Origin of the sequence: Nocardia sp. SSK8 (genome assembly GCF_037034205.1) — a bacterium.
Taxonomy (GTDB): Bacteria; Actinomycetota; Actinomycetes; order Mycobacteriales; family Mycobacteriaceae; genus Nocardia.
Window position 1 is genome coordinate 21,079 of record NZ_JBAGKD010000012.1, and the last position, 18,688, is coordinate 39,766.

At 70.3% G+C, this 18,688-nt stretch carries 17 protein-coding genes and 5 tRNA genes; 11 read left to right on the forward strand and 11 right to left on the reverse strand.

The features are described 5' to 3' along the window. Positions 1-57 precede the first annotated feature (57 nt). From WA675_RS21025 to WA675_RS21035, 3 genes are all read right to left on the reverse strand, one after another. Positions 58-1,257: a Dyp-type peroxidase gene (locus WA675_RS21025; protein ID WP_336086408.1), complete on the reverse strand. Its 1,200-nt coding sequence runs from the start codon at positions 1,255-1,257 to the stop codon at positions 58-60. Further along, positions 1,250-1,888, reverse strand: a complete 639-nt coding sequence (locus WA675_RS21030; protein WP_336086409.1) for a copper chaperone PCu(A)C — start codon at positions 1,886-1,888, stop codon at positions 1,250-1,252. Before WA675_RS21030 ends, WA675_RS21025 begins: the two co-directional genes overlap by 8 nt. A gap of 376 nt (positions 1,889-2,264) precedes the next feature. Further along, positions 2,265-2,813, reverse strand: a complete 549-nt coding sequence (locus tag WA675_RS21035) for a hypothetical protein (protein WP_336086410.1) — start codon at positions 2,811-2,813, stop codon at positions 2,265-2,267. A gap of 153 nt (positions 2,814-2,966) precedes the next feature. Between WA675_RS21035 and WA675_RS21040 the strand changes: the two genes are divergently transcribed. Beyond that, on the forward strand, positions 2,967-3,401 hold the full coding sequence (locus tag WA675_RS21040; protein ID WP_336086411.1) for a DUF6069 family protein: 435 nt from the start codon (positions 2,967-2,969) through the stop codon (positions 3,399-3,401). A gap of 51 nt (positions 3,402-3,452) precedes the next feature. On the opposite strand, the gene WA675_RS21045 is transcribed toward WA675_RS21040, so the two are convergent. Continuing rightward, positions 3,453-4,172, reverse strand: coding sequence for a polyprenol monophosphomannose synthase (locus WA675_RS21045; RefSeq protein WP_336086413.1), 720 nt, complete (start codon positions 4,170-4,172; stop codon positions 3,453-3,455). 127 nt (positions 4,173-4,299) lie between these two features. After that, entirely contained in the window at positions 4,300-4,983 is a 684-nt protein-coding gene (locus WA675_RS21050; protein ID WP_336086414.1) for a GAP family protein, read from the reverse strand. Positions 4,984-5,081: 98 nt separating this feature from the next. Between WA675_RS21050 and WA675_RS21055 the strand changes: the two genes are divergently transcribed. From WA675_RS21055 to WA675_RS21065, 3 genes are read left to right on the forward strand one after another with little or no spacing between them, the layout of a single operon-like run. Then, positions 5,082-5,399 carry a hypothetical protein gene (locus WA675_RS21055; protein WP_336086415.1) on the forward strand — a complete coding sequence of 106 codons (318 nt, stop codon included), beginning with the start codon at positions 5,082-5,084 and terminating at the stop codon, positions 5,397-5,399. Continuing rightward, positions 5,399-6,652 (forward strand): hypothetical protein, encoded by a 1,254-nt coding sequence (locus WA675_RS21060; RefSeq protein ID WP_336086416.1) that lies wholly within the window; start codon positions 5,399-5,401, stop codon positions 6,650-6,652. Before WA675_RS21055 ends, WA675_RS21060 begins: the two co-directional genes overlap by 1 nt. Positions 6,653-6,661: 9 nt before the next feature. Continuing rightward, positions 6,662-7,702 carry a hypothetical protein gene (locus WA675_RS21065; protein ID WP_336086418.1) on the forward strand — a complete coding sequence of 347 codons (1,041 nt, stop codon included), beginning with the start codon at positions 6,662-6,664 and terminating at the stop codon, positions 7,700-7,702. A gap of 44 nt (positions 7,703-7,746) precedes the next feature. Here the strand turns inward: WA675_RS21065 and WA675_RS21070 are convergent. Then, positions 7,747-7,823 (reverse strand) — tRNA-Asp (locus WA675_RS21070). A 153-nt stretch (positions 7,824-7,976) separates the two neighbouring features. Between WA675_RS21070 and WA675_RS21075 the strand changes: the two genes are divergently transcribed. From WA675_RS21075 to WA675_RS21090, 4 genes are read left to right on the forward strand one after another with little or no spacing between them, the layout of a single operon-like run. Then, the gene (locus tag WA675_RS21075) at positions 7,977-11,168 is read left to right on the forward strand and encodes an acetyl-CoA carboxylase family protein (protein ID WP_336086419.1); all 3,192 of its coding nucleotides are present in this window, start codon (positions 7,977-7,979) and stop codon (positions 11,166-11,168) included. Positions 11,169-11,203: 35 nt separating this feature from the next. Continuing rightward, positions 11,204-12,418 carry an acyl-CoA dehydrogenase family protein gene (locus tag WA675_RS21080; RefSeq protein WP_336086420.1) on the forward strand — a complete coding sequence of 405 codons (1,215 nt, stop codon included), beginning with the start codon at positions 11,204-11,206 and terminating at the stop codon, positions 12,416-12,418. Further along, positions 12,418-13,200, forward strand: coding sequence for an SDR family oxidoreductase (locus WA675_RS21085; protein WP_336086421.1), 783 nt, complete (start codon positions 12,418-12,420; stop codon positions 13,198-13,200). Before WA675_RS21080 ends, WA675_RS21085 begins: the two co-directional genes overlap by 1 nt. Then, complete coding sequence (locus WA675_RS21090; protein WP_336086709.1) at positions 13,160-14,224, forward strand: phosphotransferase family protein; 1,065 nt, start codon at positions 13,160-13,162, stop codon at positions 14,222-14,224. Before WA675_RS21085 ends, WA675_RS21090 begins: the two co-directional genes overlap by 41 nt. A 45-nt stretch (positions 14,225-14,269) precedes the next feature. Here the strand turns inward: WA675_RS21090 and WA675_RS21095 are convergent. The 4 genes from WA675_RS21095 to WA675_RS21110 all read right to left on the reverse strand — a co-directional run bounded on the left by WA675_RS21095 (position 14,270) and on the right by WA675_RS21110 (position 15,347). Further along, positions 14,270-14,346: transfer RNA gene (locus WA675_RS21095), tRNA-Phe, on the reverse strand. Positions 14,347-14,406: 60 nt separating this feature from the next. Then, positions 14,407-14,480, reverse strand: a tRNA-Asp gene (locus WA675_RS21100). A gap of 30 nt (positions 14,481-14,510) precedes the next feature. Further along, a tRNA-Glu gene (locus WA675_RS21105) sits at positions 14,511-14,583 on the reverse strand. Positions 14,584-14,675: 92 nt separating this feature from the next. Further along, a complete protein-coding gene (locus WA675_RS21110; RefSeq protein WP_336086423.1) occupies positions 14,676-15,347 on the reverse strand; it encodes a TetR family transcriptional regulator in 672 nt (223 codons plus the stop codon). A 713-nt stretch (positions 15,348-16,060) separates the two neighbouring features. Between WA675_RS21110 and WA675_RS21115 the strand changes: the two genes are divergently transcribed. The 3 genes from WA675_RS21115 (at position 16,061) to WA675_RS21125 (ending at position 17,931) form a co-directional block, all read left to right on the forward strand. After that, positions 16,061-16,136, forward strand: a tRNA-Lys gene (locus WA675_RS21115). Positions 16,137-16,194: 58 nt separating this feature from the next. Further along, on the forward strand, positions 16,195-16,788 hold the full coding sequence (locus WA675_RS21120) for a DUF937 domain-containing protein (protein ID WP_336086424.1): 594 nt from the start codon (positions 16,195-16,197) through the stop codon (positions 16,786-16,788). Positions 16,789-16,974: 186 nt separating this feature from the next. After that, a complete protein-coding gene (locus tag WA675_RS21125; RefSeq protein ID WP_336086426.1) occupies positions 16,975-17,931 on the forward strand; it encodes an acyl-ACP desaturase in 957 nt (318 codons plus the stop codon). A 63-nt stretch (positions 17,932-17,994) separates the two neighbouring features. Here the strand turns inward: WA675_RS21125 and WA675_RS21130 are convergent, their stop codons facing one another. Further along, on the reverse strand, positions 17,995-18,582 hold the full coding sequence (locus WA675_RS21130) for a hypothetical protein (protein ID WP_336086427.1): 588 nt from the start codon (positions 18,580-18,582) through the stop codon (positions 17,995-17,997). Positions 18,583-18,688 lie beyond the last annotated feature (106 nt).

An 18,688-nucleotide genomic window follows, 5' to 3' on the forward strand; every position in this document is an offset into this window, starting at 1 on the left:
TGACCGGCAGTCGGTGGCGGATGGGCGGCCGCGTGGGTGTACGCGGCCGCCCGACGCTCAGCGCTCGAACAGCTGTTGGCCGAGGTAGTGCCCTGGGCCGGGGACTCCGGGTGGGATGGCGAAGACCGCCGAGCCGATCGGGGTCGTCCACTCGTTGAGCGCGTCGAATTCCGCCAGGCGTCGCTGGACCGGGAGGAACTGGGTGTCGATATCGCGCTGGTAGGCGACGAACAGCAGGCCCGAGTTCGACAGTTGACCCGGGGCCGGGGGTTCGTCGTAGTTGAACCCCCGGCGCAGGAACCGTTCGCCGTCGTGGGTGTGTCTGGCACGGGCGACATGGGAGCCGGGCGGGATGACCGGGATGCCGTTGCGGTCTACGGCGGCCAGGTCGGGTTCGTCGTGTTCCCGGGTGCCGGTGAGCGGTGATCCGTCGGAGACCCGACGGCCGACGGTCAGTTCGCGGCCGTCGGTGTCGAGTTCGTCCCAGGTGTCCAGGTCCATGGCGATGCGGCGCAGGACCAGGCCGGTGCCGCCGGTCAGCCAGGGCTGCGTCGTGCCGTCGTCCCAGACCAGCCGGTCGAAGTCGGCGGGCGGGATGCCCGCGGTGCCGTCGAGCTGGCCCATCAGGTTGCGCGGCGTCTGCCCGGGTGGGGCGTCCCGGAAACCGCGCTGGACCCAGCGCACCCGCACCAGCGAGCGCACATGTTTGGACAACACTCGCGTGGCGTGCACGACCGTGGTCGCCTCCTCGGCGCAGATCTGGAGGACCAGGTCGGCGCCGGTGTAGGCGGGGTCGAGCCGGTCGATCGGGAACGGCGGGAGGGGGCGCAGCCAGCTCGGCTGCCGCTCGGGCAGGCCCGCGGCGGTGAACAGGCCGGGGCCGAAGCCGACGGTGATCGTCAGGCGGGCGGGGCGGGCGGCGAGTTCCGGTTCGGTGTCGGCCAGGGCCGGGGTGCCCTGGGTGAGCCGGTGGGCGTCGTCGGTCCAGATCCGGAGCAGGCCGATGATGTCCTCGCGCGCCACACCCGGGGCGAGATCGAAACCGGCGAAGGCGACGTGGGCGGGCGGTGGGGTCGCGATGCCTGCCTGACGCGGCCCGTAGAAGGCGACGACATCGCGCGCACTGTCGACCTCCGCGTCCGTCCGCGCGAATCCCGCCGCACCCCACCCGATCCCCGCGGCCCCAGCCACCCCGACCGCCGCCGCTCCCCCGCCGAGCAGCCGCCGACGGGAGAGCCCGGGCTGTCGATCAGCCACGGTGAGCGGGGTTCTCGTCACCCGACACAGCGGTCTCGGTGCTCGCGTCGGTAGCACCCGGTGCGGTGTGTGCGGCGGGATGGCCGGAACCAGAGGACGCGTCGGGGTGGTCGCCGCCAGGGGCGTAGTTCTCGTTGCCGCCCGCGAAGTCGCGGATCTGGGCGGTGACCACGGTGGCGGAACCGTCGGCGAAGGTCAGGGTGAGCGAGGTTTCCGCGCCGGTGCGCAGGGGTTGCAGCAGATCCATGAACATCAAGTGTTCGGCGCCGGGGCGGAGGGTCACCTCGCCATGGGCGGGGATGGTGATGCCGCCTTCCTTGGGGCGCATGGTCTTCGCGCCGGAGCTGTCGGGCACGACCTCGTGGATCTCGACGCGGGCCGAGGCGGGGCTGGTGGCGGCGACGAGGGTCACCGGTTCGTCGCCGGTATTGGTGAGCTGGCCGAAGGCCGCGGACATGCCGGAATCGGCGGCCTTGATCCACTGGTCGGTCAAGGTGATCCGGTCGCTCTGCGCGGCGGGCGATTCGGAATCGGCGCTGGTGCAGGCGGTGGCGAAGACGGTAAGGACGGACAGGGCGGTCGCGGCGCCGAGACGGCGCGCGAGACGAGGGGTACGCGGAAACGCGGACACGGAAGGACTCCGATCGTGAGTGTGTGGGCCTCGGACCGGTCAGCACGGCGAGAATGCCCGCCGACGGCGACGGGAGTCGACCGGTGATCGGTACGAGGTGAATCGAGGAGGTACTGAATGTGCCGTGGCACCGCGTGTCCGGACGCGGAGAAATACACCGACCGCCTCGCCACGAGCTTCGGCGGTGCGACGCGGTGGCACCACCGGACCGGCTGACGGGCGGCGAGATTGTCCCGCCTCGCAGGCAGACCAGCGCTGAACAGCGGCCCGCAGGCGAGACCGGTCGCGGCTACTCCGAACCCGGCCGCGGCGGTATTCGAGACACGGCACTCGCGCGCCGCTCGGCACACGATCGGGCGCTCGGCCGATCGGCCAGCTATGCCGGTGCGAGCTGACGCGCGGGATGGCGCGTGGGGGGCGGGGCGCGCAGGCCGATGCCGGGGCACAGGTGGAGCAGGCGCCGGATCGCACGGTCGTCGGGGGTGATCAGGTGGGGCGGCGATGCCGCCGGGGAGAGGAAGCCGCGCAGAGCGAGGACCACGCGGCGCACGCTGGTAACAGCCCGGCGCGCACCGGCTTCGGCGGCGCGGATGGCCAGCGCGCAGACCGGGACCGCCGACGCGTGCGCGAGCAACATGGCGGCGGAGAAGGTGTGGTGGTGGGTGTGCCCGAAGGTGAGGGCGGTGTGACCGAGGGCCTGGCCTGCGGTGAGCAGGGCCATGGTCGTGGCGGGACCGGCCGAGCGGGGCAGGGCGGCCGCGACGACGCCGATCAGGGCGCAGGCGGCCAGGAGCAGGGTGATCGCGGTGCCACCGGGGGCCATGCTCGCGCCACCGAGTCCGTGCGCCAGCACCGCCACCGCGCCCGCGGCAGCACCGACCGCCGCACCGCGCACACGCGCGGCCTGATCGGTGGGCACAGGCACCCCGCCATGCTACGACCATCTGTCGTAGTTGCGCCGCTCAGCACCCGTGACCAGCGGTTTCCCTTTTGCCCGAAACGAATTCGCGCACAACGCTTGACCTAAACCATTGTTTAGGTTGGATGCTCATCTCACCACCGAATGAGGGAGAACATCATGACCACCATCGCCGCCACCGCCGACCGCACCCTGCCCGCCCTGAACCGGCCCGTCGCCGTGCTGGGTGGCGTGGTCGCCGCCGTCGTGCTGAATCTGATCGTCTGGGGAATCGGCGCCGCGGCGGGCGGGTCGTTCCTGGTCACCGACGGGGACACCGTCACCGATGTCGCGCCCGGTGGGGTGGTGATCATGTCGGCGGTACCGCTGCTGATCGGCCTGACCGCCGCCGTGCTGGTGTCCCACCTGTGGACCGGGGTGCTGCGGGTCGCCGAGGTCGTCGGCTCGGTGCTGTCCGTCGCGACCATCGCGCTGACGGTCGCCGCCGATTTCGACACCGCCTCCACCGTCGCGCTGTCGGTGATGCACGTGGTGCTGGTGCCGGTCATCGTGGTCGCGCTGGAAGGCGTGCGGCGCGGTATCGCCACCCGGTGACAAAAAACGAAGGGCCCCGCCGAATCCCGGCGGGGCCTTTCGCGTCCGGCGCTAGACCGAGCGGCCGAACAGCAGCTTCCACGGCATCAGCGCCGACTCGATCTGCACCTTGAAGCTCATCTTCGACGCGCCAACGGTCCGCTCCTCGAACCGGATCGGCACCTCGGCGATCGTGGACCCCTTCTTGATCGCGCGGTAGTTCATCTCGACCTGGAACGAGTAGCCGTTGCTGCGGATCGAGGCCACGTCGATGGCGCGCAGGGTGTCGGCCTTCCACGCCTTGAAACCGGCGGTGGCGTCCTTGACGCCCAGGCGCAGGATCAGGTTGACGTAGAAATTGGCCCAGGCCGAGAGGGCCTTGCGGTACCACTTCCACTCCTCGGCGGTCGAGCCGCCGGGCACGTAGCGCGAGCCGAGCACCACGCCGACATCGGGCGAGCTCAGCTTGTCGAGCATGGCCGGGATGACCTCGGCGGGGTGCGAGAGATCGGCGTCCATCTGGATCACCACGTCAGCGCCGTCCGCGAGGGCCTGGGTGATGCCCGCGATGTAGGCGCGGCCGAGGCCGTCCTTCTCGGTGCGGTGCAGCACGCTCACCACGTTCGGCAGGTCGGCGGCCAGCTTGTCGGCCACCTCGCCGGTGCCGTCGGGTGAGTTGTCGTCCACCACCAGCACGTGCAGATCGGGGACCGGCAGCGCCGTCAGCCGCTCCACCGCCACCGGCAGATTTTCCCGCTCGTTGTAGGTCGGCACAACAACGGTAACCCTCAAGGGTCGCCCTCCCTGCTCACCTGGTAACGCCCGGCGACCCAGGTTGCAGGGCGCCGCGGCATGTCATCGATTCGTTATGACGGTACTCGATCGACCTGACAGGAAACCGATCGGCCGGGCCGGGCCCTCACCACAGCCGCCCGGCGTGGACCAGCGCGTCGACCACCAGCGCGACGCCGAACACCACGAACAGCACCCGCACCACCGGCGGCCCGAACCGGGTGATCCCCCGCACCAGCACCCGGTAGACCCGGCGGGCGCGCGGGGTCCGGCGCAGGGCCAGGGCCAGCACGATCAGTGGCAACACCAGCGCGACCAGGCAGTACGCGGCCACGATCACCGGCCAGGCCAGCGGCAGCGGCCGCTGCGCCGACAGCAGCGCCAGCGCCGCCAGGTACGGCACCGAGGTGGGCACCTTGGCCAGACCGAGAGTGAAGCCCACCACACCCATCAGCCACGGCCGCTCGCGCACCGGCCGCACCCAGCGACCGCCGGTGGCGACGGTGGTGTTCACCGGCAGGGCCGCGACCACGATCAGCACCAGGCCGATCAGCAGTTCACCCCAGTACCGCAGGGTCGGGGTGAACTGGAAATCGAGCAGCCGGACCAGGAAATCGATGCCGAGCACGGTGCAGACACCGAAGGCGAAGGAGACGGTGAAGACCCCGCCGATGAAACTGAGCACCCCGACCACCGGCGAGCGCCGGGTCAGCCGCGCGTCGGCGACCACGGCCGTGGTGATGGCCACCAGCAGCACGTCGAGCGCGTCCAGCACGGCGAACCCGAGCAGCGTGATCAGCAGGACACCCATGACTTCCGCGACCCTACTCGGCCAGACCCACCCACAACCGGCGCGACCTGGTTACGCTTTTGGGTGGGAGCACCCGCGATCGTGAAGGGGAAGACCTCGTGGCAGAAATGTCCTTCGACCCGGCAGCGCTCGACGCCTATCAGCGTGCGGCAGCCCGGGTTTCCGAACTACTCGGCACAGCGGCCACCGACACCACCACCGCGGCGGGGGTCGATCTATCCGGATTGGGCGTGCTCGGACGCGAATTCGCGGCCGCCTGGAGCAAGGCGGCGGGTGATCACGCCGCGACCCTGAGCACCGCGGGCAATCTGGTCACCACCTACCAGGGCATCCTGGATCGCTTCGGCACCGCGGTCGTCGGCATCGACACCGGGCTGGCGGGCGATCTGGGCGCCGTCGCGGACGAGGTGGCGTGATGCGCACGAAATCGCTGGTCACCGAGAACACCCTGAGCACGATCTCGCCCGCCGAGGCCGAGGCCAAGCTGGCGCCGGTGATCGCCCTGCTCGAGGTGCCGCTGCTGGAACTGCGGAAATCGCTGGGCACCAACACCTCCGCCGACCCCGATCCGTCGGTGGTCTCGGCGCTGACCTCGGCCGCCAACGCCACCACCGCCACCGAGGACCCGCACCGCCTCGGCCTCTACGCGCTGGAATCCACCGAGACCGCGGCCCCGGCCACCCCCGCGCTGCGCCAGACCGCCACCGAGGTCTCCGCCGCCGCCGATCGCGGCCAGCGGCTGAGCACCCTGCTCGGACAGGCGCATTCGACCCAGGCCACCGCGGCCGCCAAGGTCGACGCGATCATCGCCGACTTCCGGGCCAAGGCCAAGGCCGCCGCCCCCGCGGTGAACAGCAACAACCTCGACGCCATCGTCGAACTCGCCGAGGAGGCCATCTCCGAGGCGGTCGGGGTGGTCGGCGCGGCCAGCACCGACATGGACCAGTACACCCGCGACACCTTGGACCTCACCAGCGATCTCGGCGGGACCAACGGGGTCACGGTGCCGCCGGGCGCCACCGAGGTCGCGCCGGGCGTGTATGTCCTCGGGACCGGGGGCACCTCGAACAACTACGCCTTCGACGACGACACCACCTCCACCGGCGACCCGGCCACCGACGCCCAGATCGCCTTGCAGAAGGCGCTGATCAGCGGCGGGGTGACCCTCGGCAGCGCGGCGATCGACGCGGGCGTGGAATTCGGCACGCACCTGATCGACAAGATCGCCGAGGTCGCCATGTACGGCATCGATTCCGGCACCGAGCTGGCGACCACCGGCATCGACACCCTGGCGGCGGGGGTGACCGGCGACACCACCACCACCCCGGCGGGCACCGCGCCGACGGCGCCGTCGGGCACCGGCGGCAATACGAACACGCTGTTCGGCGGACTCGGCGGGACCACCGACAAACCGGCGGCCACCCCCACGCCCAGCAAGCCGGAAACGCCGTCCACGCTGACGCCGACCACGCCGGAGCCGACCTACCAGGCCCCCAAGACCGAGGCACCCTTCCAGGCGCCGAACACCAACCAGGCGCCCAGCACCCAGCAGCCGATGCAGGGCGGGGTCATCCCGCCCGCCTCGCGTCCGCAGCAGGATCAGGAGACCGAACGGCCGTCCACCGCGCCCAAGCACGGCCAGCCGGGGGTCGTCCCGGCACCGGCCTAGGAGGCGCGCGTGGACAACCCGTTCGGGGCCTACTTCTCGTCGCCGGACGCCACGCCGCCCGCCCGGCGCCGACCGCAGGGCAAGCGGCGGCGCAGGCGACGGCGCGAGGCCGAGCCGCAGACCATCGGCACCACCCCGGAGACCTGGCCGCCGCCGGACCCCGAACCCTTCGACGACCGGCCCGCCCCCGCGCCGGTCTATGTCGAGCCGGTGTATCGCACCGATGCCGACGACGACGGGTTCACCGGCGACTGGAACGACTGGCACGACGCCGAGGCCGCCGTCGAGGAACCGGCGCGCCGCGACGACGTGGACTGGAACGACTGGGCCACCACCACCGCCACCGAGCAGAGCGGCGACCACGTCGAGATGCCGGTGCTGCCGCCGCTCAAGGACTACGGCGGGGGCGGCACGATCACCCGGCGGCCGCGCCGGTCCTTCGACGACGAGCGCTACGACGATCCGCACGGGCGCGCGAAGGCGGCCGCCGCGATCAAGGGCGTGGTTGGCGCGCTGGTGTTCGTGGTCGCACTCGGGCTGGCCGCCAATATCTTCCTCGGCCCTTCCGACCGCGCCGACGAGGCGAAACAGGCGGCCCTGGCCGGGGTTCCGGCGACCACGGCCGCCGAGGAGACCCTGGTCTCCCCCGCCCCGCCGCACGCGGTGGACGGGTGTGAGTCGTTCCGCAGCTCCTCGATCACCATCAGTGCCGATCGCGGCGACACCGCCTCGCCCCAGGGCGCCATCCTGGGTTTCGAGTACAGCTACTACGTCGACCGCGACGCCGCCAAGGCCCGCGCCTACGTCACCGACGACGCCCATGTCGGCGACGAGGCCGCGCTGGCCGCGGGCATCGCCACCTTCCCGGCCGGGGTCAAGTACTGCATCCACATCACCCGCGCCGACACCACCGATCCGTCGGTCTGGAATGTCACCGTGCAGCAGCAGTGGCCCGGCGACACCGCCATCGAGAAGATCAACCAGACGATGCGGACCACCGAGGTGTCCACCGGGCGCTACCGGATCACCAGCATCGATCACCGGAACTGAAACGCGAGAAGTCCCCCGCACCCGAGGGTGTGGGGGACTTCTCGTGGCGACCCTGACGGGACTCGAACCCGCGACCTCCGCCGTGACAGGGCGGCGCGCTAACCAACTGCGCCACAGGGCCTTGAGGTAGTGCTGGTGCAGCGTACGCCAGGCGGGCGGTCCGGGCGTAATCGTGCTGGTCGGCGGGGTTTCCGGCACGATAGTTGACACCCACGTCAAGTCCGATGACACTGTGACCGTGAGCACACCGGGGGCTGAGTCGTCGAGGAATCCCGTGACATTGCTGATCGCCAATCGCGGCGAGATCGCCCTGCGCGTGCTGCGCACCGCCACCGAACTCGGGCTCGGCACCGTCGCGGTGTACGCCGAGGACGACGCGCTCACCCCGCACGTGCACCTGGCCGACGAGGCGATCGCCCTGCCGGGCACCGGCGCCGCCGCCTACCTCGATCAGGACGCGATCCTGGCCGCCGCCAAGGAATCCGGCGCGCGCCTGATCCACCCCGGTTACGGATTCCTCAGCGAGAACGCCGCGTTCGCGCGCGCCTGCGCGGCCGCCGGACGCGTCTTCGTCGGCCCCGACCCGGCGGCTCTCGACCTGTTCGGCGACAAATCCGCCGCCCGGCGCACGGCCGTCGCCGCCCAGGTGGCGGTGCTGCCCGCCACCGACGGACCCAGCGAGCTCGCCGACATCCGCGCGTTCTTCGCCGAACAGCCCGGCGGCGTCATGATCAAGGCGCTGGCCGGTGGCGGTGGGCGCGGGATGCGGGTGGTGCGCGCGGCCGAGGAACTCGACGACGCCGTCCGGCAGTGCGCCGCGGAGGCCCAGCTCGGTTTCGGTGACCCGGCCGTCTTCGCCGAGGCCCTCTTCGAGCACGCCCGGCACATCGAGGTGCAGATCGTGGCGGCCGACGGGGTGGCCCTGGCCGTGGGCGACCGGGATTGCAGTGTGCAGCGTCGTCATCAGAAGCTGATCGAGATCGCGCCCGCGCAGGATCTTTCGCCGGAGCTGCGCCGGGAGCTGCACGCCGCGGCGGCCCGGCTGTGCGCGAGCGTGGACTACCGGGGACTGGCCACGGTCGAATTCCTGGTCTCCGGCGGTGACTTCGTGTTCCTCGAGGTGAATCCGCGTCTTCAGGTGGAGCACACCGTCACCGAGGAGGTGACCGGGATCGATCTGGTCGCCGTCCAGCTCGCGCTGGCCAACGGCGCCCGCCTCGACGACCTCGACCTGCCGCCCGGCGTCCGCGGCGAGGCCACCGGTGTCACCGGCGAGCCCGCCGCGGCCGACGGCATCGCCGTCCAGACCAGGGTGAATATGGAGGCACCGGCCGCCGACGGTTCCACCGTGCCCACCGCGGGCACGCTGACCGGCTTCGCCCCGCCCACCGGCCCCGGCGTGCGGGTGGACACCTTCGGCCGTCCCGGCCTCACCCCGAGCCCGCGCTACGACTCGCTGCTGGCCAAGGTGATCACCCGCACGCGCGGCCGGTCCTTCGCCGCCGCGGCGCGCAAGGCCGAGACCGCGCTGGCCGAGTTCACCGTCAGCGGGCTGGGGACGAATATCGGCCTGCTGCGGAAGATCCTCGCCGACAACACCTTCCGCGCGGGCACCGTCACCACCGGATATCTCGCCGAACGCCTGCCCGCGCTGCTCGCCGGGGCCGACCGGCCCGAGGTCACGGGGGCGGCCGTGGAGCTGTATCCGGGACAGGAGGCCGTGCGCGCCCAGCTCGCTGGCACCGTGGTCGAGGTCGCCGGGGAGGACGTCGAGGTCGGCGCCGGGGCCCAGCTGGTGGTGCTGGAGGCGATGAAGATGCAGCACGTACTGGCCGCCCCGGCGGCCGCGCGAACCGTGCGGACGCTGGTGACACCAGGTCAGGTGGTCTCCCCCGGCGACCCGCTGCTGATCATCGCCCGCACCGGCGCCGACGACACCGGCGACGCCCACACCGACCTCGATCCCGACCGGCCGCGCGCCGATGTCGAGGAGATCGCGGCCCGGCACCGGGTGACCCGGGACGAATCCCGGCCCGATGCCGTCGCCAAACGGCACCGCCTCGGCCGCCGCACCGCCCGGGAGAACATCGCCGACCTGGTCGACGACGGCAGCTTCGTCGAATACGGCGCCCTCACCATCGCCGCCCAGCGCAGCAGGCGCGGCGAGGACGACCTCATCGCCAACACCCCCGCCGACGGCCTGATCACCGGCCTGGCCACCATCGGCGCCGACCGCTTCGGCCCGGCCGCCGACGCCGTGGTGATCTCCTACGACTACTCGGTGCTCGCGGGCACCCAGGGCAAGAACAATCACGCCAAGACCGACCGCGCCTTCGAACTGGCCGCGCGCAAACAGCTCCCGGTGGTGCTGTTCGCCGAAGGCGGCGGCGGCCGACCCGGCGACACCGACTGGACCGGCATGGGCCTGGACGTGCCCACCTTCCGCGCGCTCGGCGCGCTGCGCGGCCGGGTGCCGCTGATCTCGATCGTGTCCGGACGCTGCTTCGCGGGCAATGCCGCCCTGGCGGGCACCTGCGACGTGATCATCGCGACGCCCGACACCAATCTCGGCATGGGCGGTCCGGCCATGATCGAGGGCGGCGGCCTCGGCGTATTCCGCCCCGAGGATATCGGCCCGATCGACGTGCAGCGCCGCAACGGCGTGGTGGACCTGGTCGCCCGCGACGAGGCGCACGCGGTGGCGCTGGCCAAGCAGTACCTGGGTTACTTCCAGGGCAGTGTCGACGACTACGCGGAACCGGACCCGCGCCTGGCCCGGCACGTCGTGCCGGAGAACCGCTTGCGCGCCTACGACATCCACCGCGCCATCGAGGCGATCGCCGATGTGGGCTCGGTGCTGGAGTTGCGCGCGGACTACGGGGTGGGGATCGTCACCGCGCTGATCCGGGTGCGGGGTGTGCCGTTCGGACTGGTCGCCAATTCCAGTCATCACCTGGGCGGCGCGATCGACGCCGAGGCCGCCGACAAGATGGGCGAGTTCCTCACGCTGTGCCAGTCGTTCCGGCTGCCGGTCGTCTCGCTGTGCGACACACCGGGTTTCATGGTCGGCCCCGAGGCCGAGCGGACCGCCACGGTGCGCCGGTTCAGCAAGCTGTTCGTCCTCGGCGCGCAGCTCGACGTGCCGTTCGGCATGGTGATCCTGCGCAAGGGCTACGGGCTCGGTGCCATGGCCATGGCCGCCGGGCATCTGCGCGCCCCGGACTTCACCGTCGCCTGGCCGACCGGCGAGATCGGGCCGATGGGACTCGAGGGCGCGGTGCGCCTGGGCTTCCGCAAGGAACTCGAGGCGGTCGCCGACCCGGCCGAGCGCGAAACCCTGTTCGAGCAGCTGCTCACCCTGGCCTATCAGCAGGGCAAGGCGCTCACCGCCGCCACCGGCTTCGAACTCGACGACGTGATCGACCCCGCCGTCACCCGCGACTGGATCGCCACCCTCGCTCGCTAGTTGACGCTGACGTCAACTTCAAATAGGTTCGCTCCATGGCACTCTTCGAAGTCTCCGAACGGGCTGAGAAATACCGGGCTGACCTGCTCGATTTCATGGACAGCCACGTCTACCCGGCCGAACCCGTCTACGCCGCGCAGATGCGCGAAGCCGGTGATCCGCACTTCCAGCCGCCGATCCTCGAAGAGCTCAAGGCCGAGGCCAAGCGCCGCGGGCTGTGGAATCTGTTCCACCCGCACCCCGGTCGCGGCCCCGGCCTGACCAACCTCGAATACGCGCCGCTGGCCGAGATCATGGGCCGCAGCGTGCTCGCGCCGGAGGCGTGCAACTGCAACGCCCCCGACACCGGCAATATGGAAGTGCTCGAACTGTTCGGCACCGAGGAGCACAAGCGCAAGTACCTCGAGCCCCTGCTCGACGGCACCATGGCCTCCGCGTTCGCCATGACCGAACCGGCCGTGGCCAGCGCCGACGCCACCAATATCGAGCTGTCGATGGTGCGTGACGGCGACGAATACGTGCTCAACGGGCGCAAATGGTTCGCCAGCAATGCCCTGCACCCACTGTGCCGGGTGCTCATCGTGATGGGCAAGACCGATCCCACCGCGGCCACCCACCGGCAGCAGTCGATGATGGTCGTCCCGATCGACGCGCCGGGTGTCACCGTGCTGCGCGGGCTGCCGGTCTTCGGCTACCAGGACCGCGAGGGCCACGCCGAGATCGACTTCAAAGATGTCCGCGTGCCGGTCACCGATGTCCTCAAAGGCGAGGGCGAGGGGTTCGCGATCAGCCAGGCGCGGCTGGGTCCGGGCCGTATCCACCACTGCATGCGCAGCATCGGCATGGCCGAGCGCGCGCTGGAACTGCTGTGCAAGCGGGCCCTGAGCCGCGAGACCTTCGGCAAGCCGATCGCCGCCAATGCCAATATCCGCGACTGGATCGCCGAGGCGCGCATCGACATCGAGATGATCCGGCTGCTCACGCTGAAGGCCGCGCATCTGATGGACACCGTGGGCAACAAGGCCGCGCGCACCGAGATCGCCGCGATCAAGGTGGCCGCGCCGAGTATCGCGCTGAAGATCGTCGACCGGGCCATCCAGGTGCACGGCGCCGCCGGTGTCACCGACGATTTCCCGCTGGCCATGGCCTGGGCGCACCTGCGCACCCTGCGCCTGGCCGACGGCCCCGACGAAGTACACAAGCGCGGCATCGCGCACCAGGAACTACGCAAGTACACGGAGCAGAACTGATGACCGGACTCGATCTCACCGGCCGCGCGGCCATTGTCACCGGCGCCTCGCGCGGCATCGGCCTCGCCACCGCCCAGGCGCTGGCCGCCGCGGGCGCCGACGTGGTGCTGACCTCGCGCACCCAGGAATCCGCCGACGCGGCGGCCGCCCAGATCGGCGGCACGGCGCTGGGCGTCGGCGCCCACGCGGTGGACGAAGACGCGGCCCGCCGCTGCGTCGACCTCACCCTGGAACGCTTCGGCCGCATCGACATCCTGGTCAACAACGCGGGCACCAATCCCGCCTTCGGCCCGGTGATCGACCAGGACCACGCCCGTTTCGCCAAGATCTTCGACGTGAATCTGTGGGCGCCGGTGCTGTGGACCTCCCTGGTCACCAAGGCGTGGATGGGTGAGCACGGTGGATCCGTAGTGAACACCAGCTCGATCGGCGGGTTCACCATGGAGCCGAATATCGGCCTCTACAACGCGTCCAAGGCCGCGCTCATTCACCTGACCAAGCAACTGGCACTGGAACTCTCGCCGAAGATCCGGGTCAATGCCGTCGCGCCGGGTGTGGTGCGCACCAAGCTGGCCGAGGCGCTGTGGCGCGAGCATGAGCAGGCCGTGGCGGGCGCGACCGCGCTGGACCGCATCGGCGAACCCGACGACATCGCCGCCGCCGTGGCGTTCCTGGTCTCCGACGCGGCGAGCTGGGTCACCGGCGAGACCATGGTGGTCGACGGTGGCCAGAAGCTCGGCCATGCCGGGATGTTCCGGCCGGGTTCGGTGTTCGGTGGCTGAGGACGTCGCCGGGATCGACCCGGCCGCGATCGAGAAGTGGTTCACCGCGCTCGGCCTCGAGCACACGGCACCGCTGCGCTTCGACCGGATCGGCCTCGGCCAATCGAATCTCACCTACCTGGTGCGCGACGGCGCCGACCGCCGCTGGGTGCTGCGCCGCCCACCCCTGGGACACCTGCTGGCCTCGGCCCACGATGTGGTGCGGGAGGCCAGGATCATGGCCGCGCTCGCGCCGACCGACGTACCCGTCCCCGCGGTGCTCGGCGTGCTCGACGACCCGGCCGTATCCGAGGCCGCGCTGGTGCTGATGGAATTCGTCGACGGCCAGGTGCTCGACACCATGCCCGCGGTCGAGGCGCTCACCCCGGCCCAGCGCGCGGCCGTCGCCACCTCGTTGCCGCGCACTCTGTCCCGCATCCACGCCGTCGACCTCGACGCGGTCGGCCTCGCGGACCTGGCGAGCCACCAGCCCTACGCCGCCCGTCAGCTCCGACGCTGGGGCGGCCAGTGGGAGCACTCCCGCACCAGGGACCGCCCCGAGATCGATGACCTCACCCGCCGCCTCGCCGCCGCGATCCCGGAACAGCGCGAGGTGACCCTCGTCCACGGCGATTTCCACCTGCGCAATGTGATCACCTCCCCCACCACCGGCGCGGTGGTGGCCGCCCTCGACTGGGAACTGTCCACCCTCGGCGACCCCCTGGCCGATATGGGCAGCTTCCTCGCCTACTGGGTGGAACCCGGCGAGGACACCGGCGGCGACTTCCCCGCCTCCGCCCTCCCCGGCTTCCCCACCCGCGCCGAGATGTCCCGCCTGTACCTGGACCAGACCGGCCGCGACCCCGCCGCCCTGCGCTACTGGCACACCCTCGGCCTGTGGAAACTGGCCATCATCGCCGAAGGCGTCCTCCGCCGCGCCCAAGACGACCCCCGCAACAAAGCCGCCGCGGGCACCCCCACCCCCGAACGCATCGACGCCGTCATCCACCAGGCCCGCACGGTCGCCGACGAAGCAGGCATCTAGCCACCAACGAAAAAATCCCCTCACCAGAATCTGGTGAGGGGATCGTGGTGGCCAGAGCCGGGATCGAACCGGCGACCTTCCGCTTTTCAGGCGGACGCTCGTACCAACTGAGCTACCTGGCCGCAGGCACCCATACTGAATGCCAAACGCGAAGCGCCGGAACGAACTCCGGCGCTTACTTGCGACCCTGACGGGACTCGAACCCGCGACCTCCGCCGTGACAGGGCGGCGCGCTAACCAACTGCGCCACAGGGCCTTGCTGTACTGCTACACAGTCCGAAGACTGTACCCCCTACGGGATTCGAACCCGCGCTACCGCCTTGAAAGGGCGGCGTCCTAGGCCGCTAGACGAAGGGGGCTCGTCCCGGATCTCTCCGGACCGGCTTTCAACGTTTCCGTTGGGAGCTCGCATAGCTTATGACAGGTGTGCGCAGACTTCCAAATCGGCTGGTCAGGCGCCCAAACCGAGGTCGTCGAGGCGCGCCTGCGCACGCCAGCCGTCGCTGCGGAAGCTCTGGATCCACAGCGGGGTCGCCATCGCCTCCACGATAACCTCCAGCACCTCGGCGAAACGTGCGCGCAGGTCGGCGGCCGAGCCGTTGGCGATCGGGTCGACCAGATAGCGCTGGCCCGCCAGGGCCGCGGACAGGGTGCGGGTGAAGCGGTCGGGGTCGGCGTCGGCGCGCAGCTGGCCGTCGTCGATGGCGCGCACCGCCAGCACCCGGGTGGCCCGGCCGACGATGCGGCCGCCGCCGTTACCCGCGTCGCGGTGGAAATCGGGCTCGATCACCAGGCGGTACTCGGCCTGCACGATGGTGTCGTGCTCGAGCCGCAGGGCGATCTCGTCGACCATGCCGTGCAGCACGTCGAGTGGGCCCAAGTCGGCGCGCGCGAGCCAGCGCTCCGCACAGAACCGGTAGCGCTCCACCGCGGTGTCCAGCACCGCGCGCGCGAGGTCCTCCTTGGAGTCGAAGTGGAAGTACATCGCCCCCTTGGTCGCCCGCGACCCTTCCAGAATGCGGTTGAGCGACGCCGCCGCGTATCCGCTCTTCCCGAACTCGACGGCCGCGGACTTGATTATCGCCGCGCGTGTCCGGCGCGCCCGCTCTTGCTGCCGTGCCATGCTCGAAACGCCTCCGAACGTTCGCTGACGCGAATAGTTGTTTAATTAGCCGGTACCCCGCCGACTGGTATGGTTCGCCGGCCCGGGTGCGCCGCAGGGGGTGCACACTCGGGCTCCACTACCTGTGCGAACCGTCTCCTCCTGCGGTGCCGATTACCCCTTTGCCAGAAGTTCGCGTGCCCATCGTGATCACCCCGGCACCCGAACCCTCGGTGAATTCCCCGGCCTGTCGCACCAGGCACATCCCGAAATTCACCAGGCGATCACCGTACCCGCATTCAGGGGTCGACACGCGGCAAATGAGGCACCCATCCGAACATCCGGTCCGGATATCCACCACAGCAACCGGACAGCGACCGAAATGGTTACATCGGCTACCAATTCCACAGGGGCACAATCCGGTTGACCTGGCCTTCTCCCCTTCGGCGAACCCCCCCGCGGTTCGCCGGAAGATCGCGAGACCGGCACCCCTACCGGACCACCTCATCGACCGGACACTCCTACCTCTACCAAACTTGTTGTCCGGCAACAGTATTCGATACACCACCGAAACGCGAAGTCCGAACGGCGATGAGTACCAGTCGTTTACCGCCCCATCCAGACCCTCGCGAGCCCCGCGCACCAGCGTCCACCAGCCCCGATCCCCGCCCGCGACGGCACCGGAAGACGGCTATTCGGCCCTCCGGCGCGACGTCCGCTAGACTCCCCACCGCGCCCCTTTAGCTCAGTTGGTAGAGCTGGTGACTTTTAATCACTAGGTCGTAGGTTCGAGTCCTACAGGGGGCACCACGGATACCCTGGGCGCGACCCGGGCACTACCGGGCACCCCTCTACCCAGGCGGAGCCGATGACCTCTTTCGACGATTTGCTCTCCCAAGTTCCCATCGCCCAGATCGCCGACCAGCTCGGCGTCGACCAGGCGACCGCGACCACCGCCGTGCAGGCGGCCCTGCCGACGCTGCTGGGCGGCCTGCAGGCCAACGCGGCCGAACCGCAGGGCGCCGCGTCGCTACTGGGCGCACTCGACCAGCACGGCGGCCTGGTCGAAGGCGCGGGCGCGGTGGATCTGAACCAGGTCGACGTGGCCGACGGCGCGAAGATCGTCGACAACGTCTTCGGCACGGAGAAGAACACCGTCATCAGCGCGCTGGGCGCCACCGGCGAGACCGGCGGCAACGACCTGATCGGCAAGCTGCTGCCGATCCTGGCCCCCATCGTGCTGGCCTACCTGGCCAAGCAGCTCACCGGCGGCGGGTCCGCACCGGCCCCGCAGACCCAGCCGCAGGCCTCCGGCGGCGGTCTGGGCGACCTGCTGGGCGGGCTGCTCGGCGGCGCCGGGTCGACCGGCGGACTGGGCGGGATGATCGGCGACGCCCTGTCCAAGAACGCGGGCGGAGCGCTGGGCAGCGTGCTCGGCGGCCTGCTCGGCGGCAAGCGCTAACACCCCGCGGCCCGCAGCGATAGTCCCTACGCTGCGGGCCGTACACCTACACTCGTCAGCAAGACCAACCGGCATCTGCCGACGATGTGGCCGCGCACGACAATGTTTCGCATCACACCTACGGTGCCGTAAGGTATGGCCGCATCGCGAGGTTCGACCGCAAGCACGACAGCGAAGGGTTTTTACATGGCAAGGGATCTGACTCAACTCGAACTGCTCACGGAGTTGGAGCCGGTTGCCGAGGAAAACGTCAACCGGCACCTGTCGCTGGCCAAGGAATGGCACCCGCACGACTACGTCCCGTGGGACGAGGGCCGCAACTTCGCGGCCATGGGCGGCATCGACTGGGATCCGGAGCAGTCCAAGCTCAGCGAGGTCGCCAAGGCGGCCATGATCACCAACCTGCTCACCGAGGACAATCTGCCGTCCTACCACCGTGAGATCGCCGAGAACTTCTCCCAGGACGGCGCCTGGGGCACCTGGGTCGGCCGCTGGACCGCCGAGGAGAACCGCCACGGCATCGTGATGCGCGATTACCTGGTGGTCACCCGCGGCGTGGATCCGGTCGCGCTGGAGAACGCCCGGATGATCCACATGACCAACGGCTTCGCCTCCCCCGCCGAGGTGGACGCGGGCTTCCTGCACTCGGTCGCCTACGTGACCTTCCAGGAGCTGGCCACCCGCGTGAGTCACCGCAACACCGGCAAGGTGTGCGACGACCCGATCGCCGACCGCATGCTGCAGCGCGTCGCCGCCGACGAGAACCTGCACATGATCTTCTACCGCAACCTGTGCGGCGCGGCCCTTGACCTGAGCCCCGACCAGGCGATCGAGGCCATCTCGCTGATCGTCGAGAACTTCCAGATGCCCGGCGCTGGCATGCCGAACTTCCGGCGCAACGGCGTGCTGATGGCCAAGCACGGCATCTACGACCTGCGTCAGCACCTCGAAGAGGTGGTGCAGCCGGTGCTCAAGAAGTGGAACGTCTTCGAGCGGACCGACTTCACCGCCCGCGGCGAGGCCACCCGGGAGCGGCTGGCCGGGTTCCTGGACAAGCTGGGCCAGGACGTCCTCAAGTTCGAGGAGCAGCGCGACAAGATGCTGGCCCGCGAGGCCAAGAAGCGCGAGCTGGCGGGCGTCTAGCCCCACCGACGACGAACGCCGCCCGCCGAGTGATCGGCGGGCGGCGTTCGGTGTCGCGGGGGGTTACTTCACCGGCAGCATGCTGTCGGTGCCGCCGACATCGGTGATCTTCCAGTCCTGGCCCGCGTCCACGGTGATGGTGAACAGCACGGTGTTGCGCTGCGGCTCGGGGTTCTGGGCGTTGGTGGTGCTCACGTCGATGAACGCGTCGACCCGGTAGACCTCGCCCTCCTGCGAGATCACCTTGGCGGTGATCGGGGTGGCGGCGGAGGTCCACTTGAGCACCGCGAGGATCTGCTCGAGCTTCGGGCTGGCGGCGTCGAACTTGTCGGCGACGGGCTTGGACGTGTTGGCCTTGAGGTTGGTGAGCCAGGCGTTGTAGTCCTGGTAGTTCACGTTGCCCGAGCCCACGGCGTAGTCCAGGGCGATCTGCTCGGCCTTGGCGTTGTCGGCGGCCTGCGCGTCGCGGTCGGACAGCTCCGAGCGCGCGGAACCGAGCAGCACGCCGAGCACGAGGGCGATGATCGCGAGCACGGCGATCACGCCACCCCCGATCAGCGAGGAGACCCGCAGCGCGACGGTGCCCTTCCGCGGCTCGGTCTGCTCGGCCTTCTTCGTCAAGTCGGTGGCGCCTTCGGTGCTGTCGGGCATGGCTAGTCGCTTTCGATTACGGAGGTGTCGGCAGACACAGGCTACTGACGACCGACCCGGATCGAGACATCGCGTCCCAGGTATTTCCGGTCGCCGCGGCGCTCAG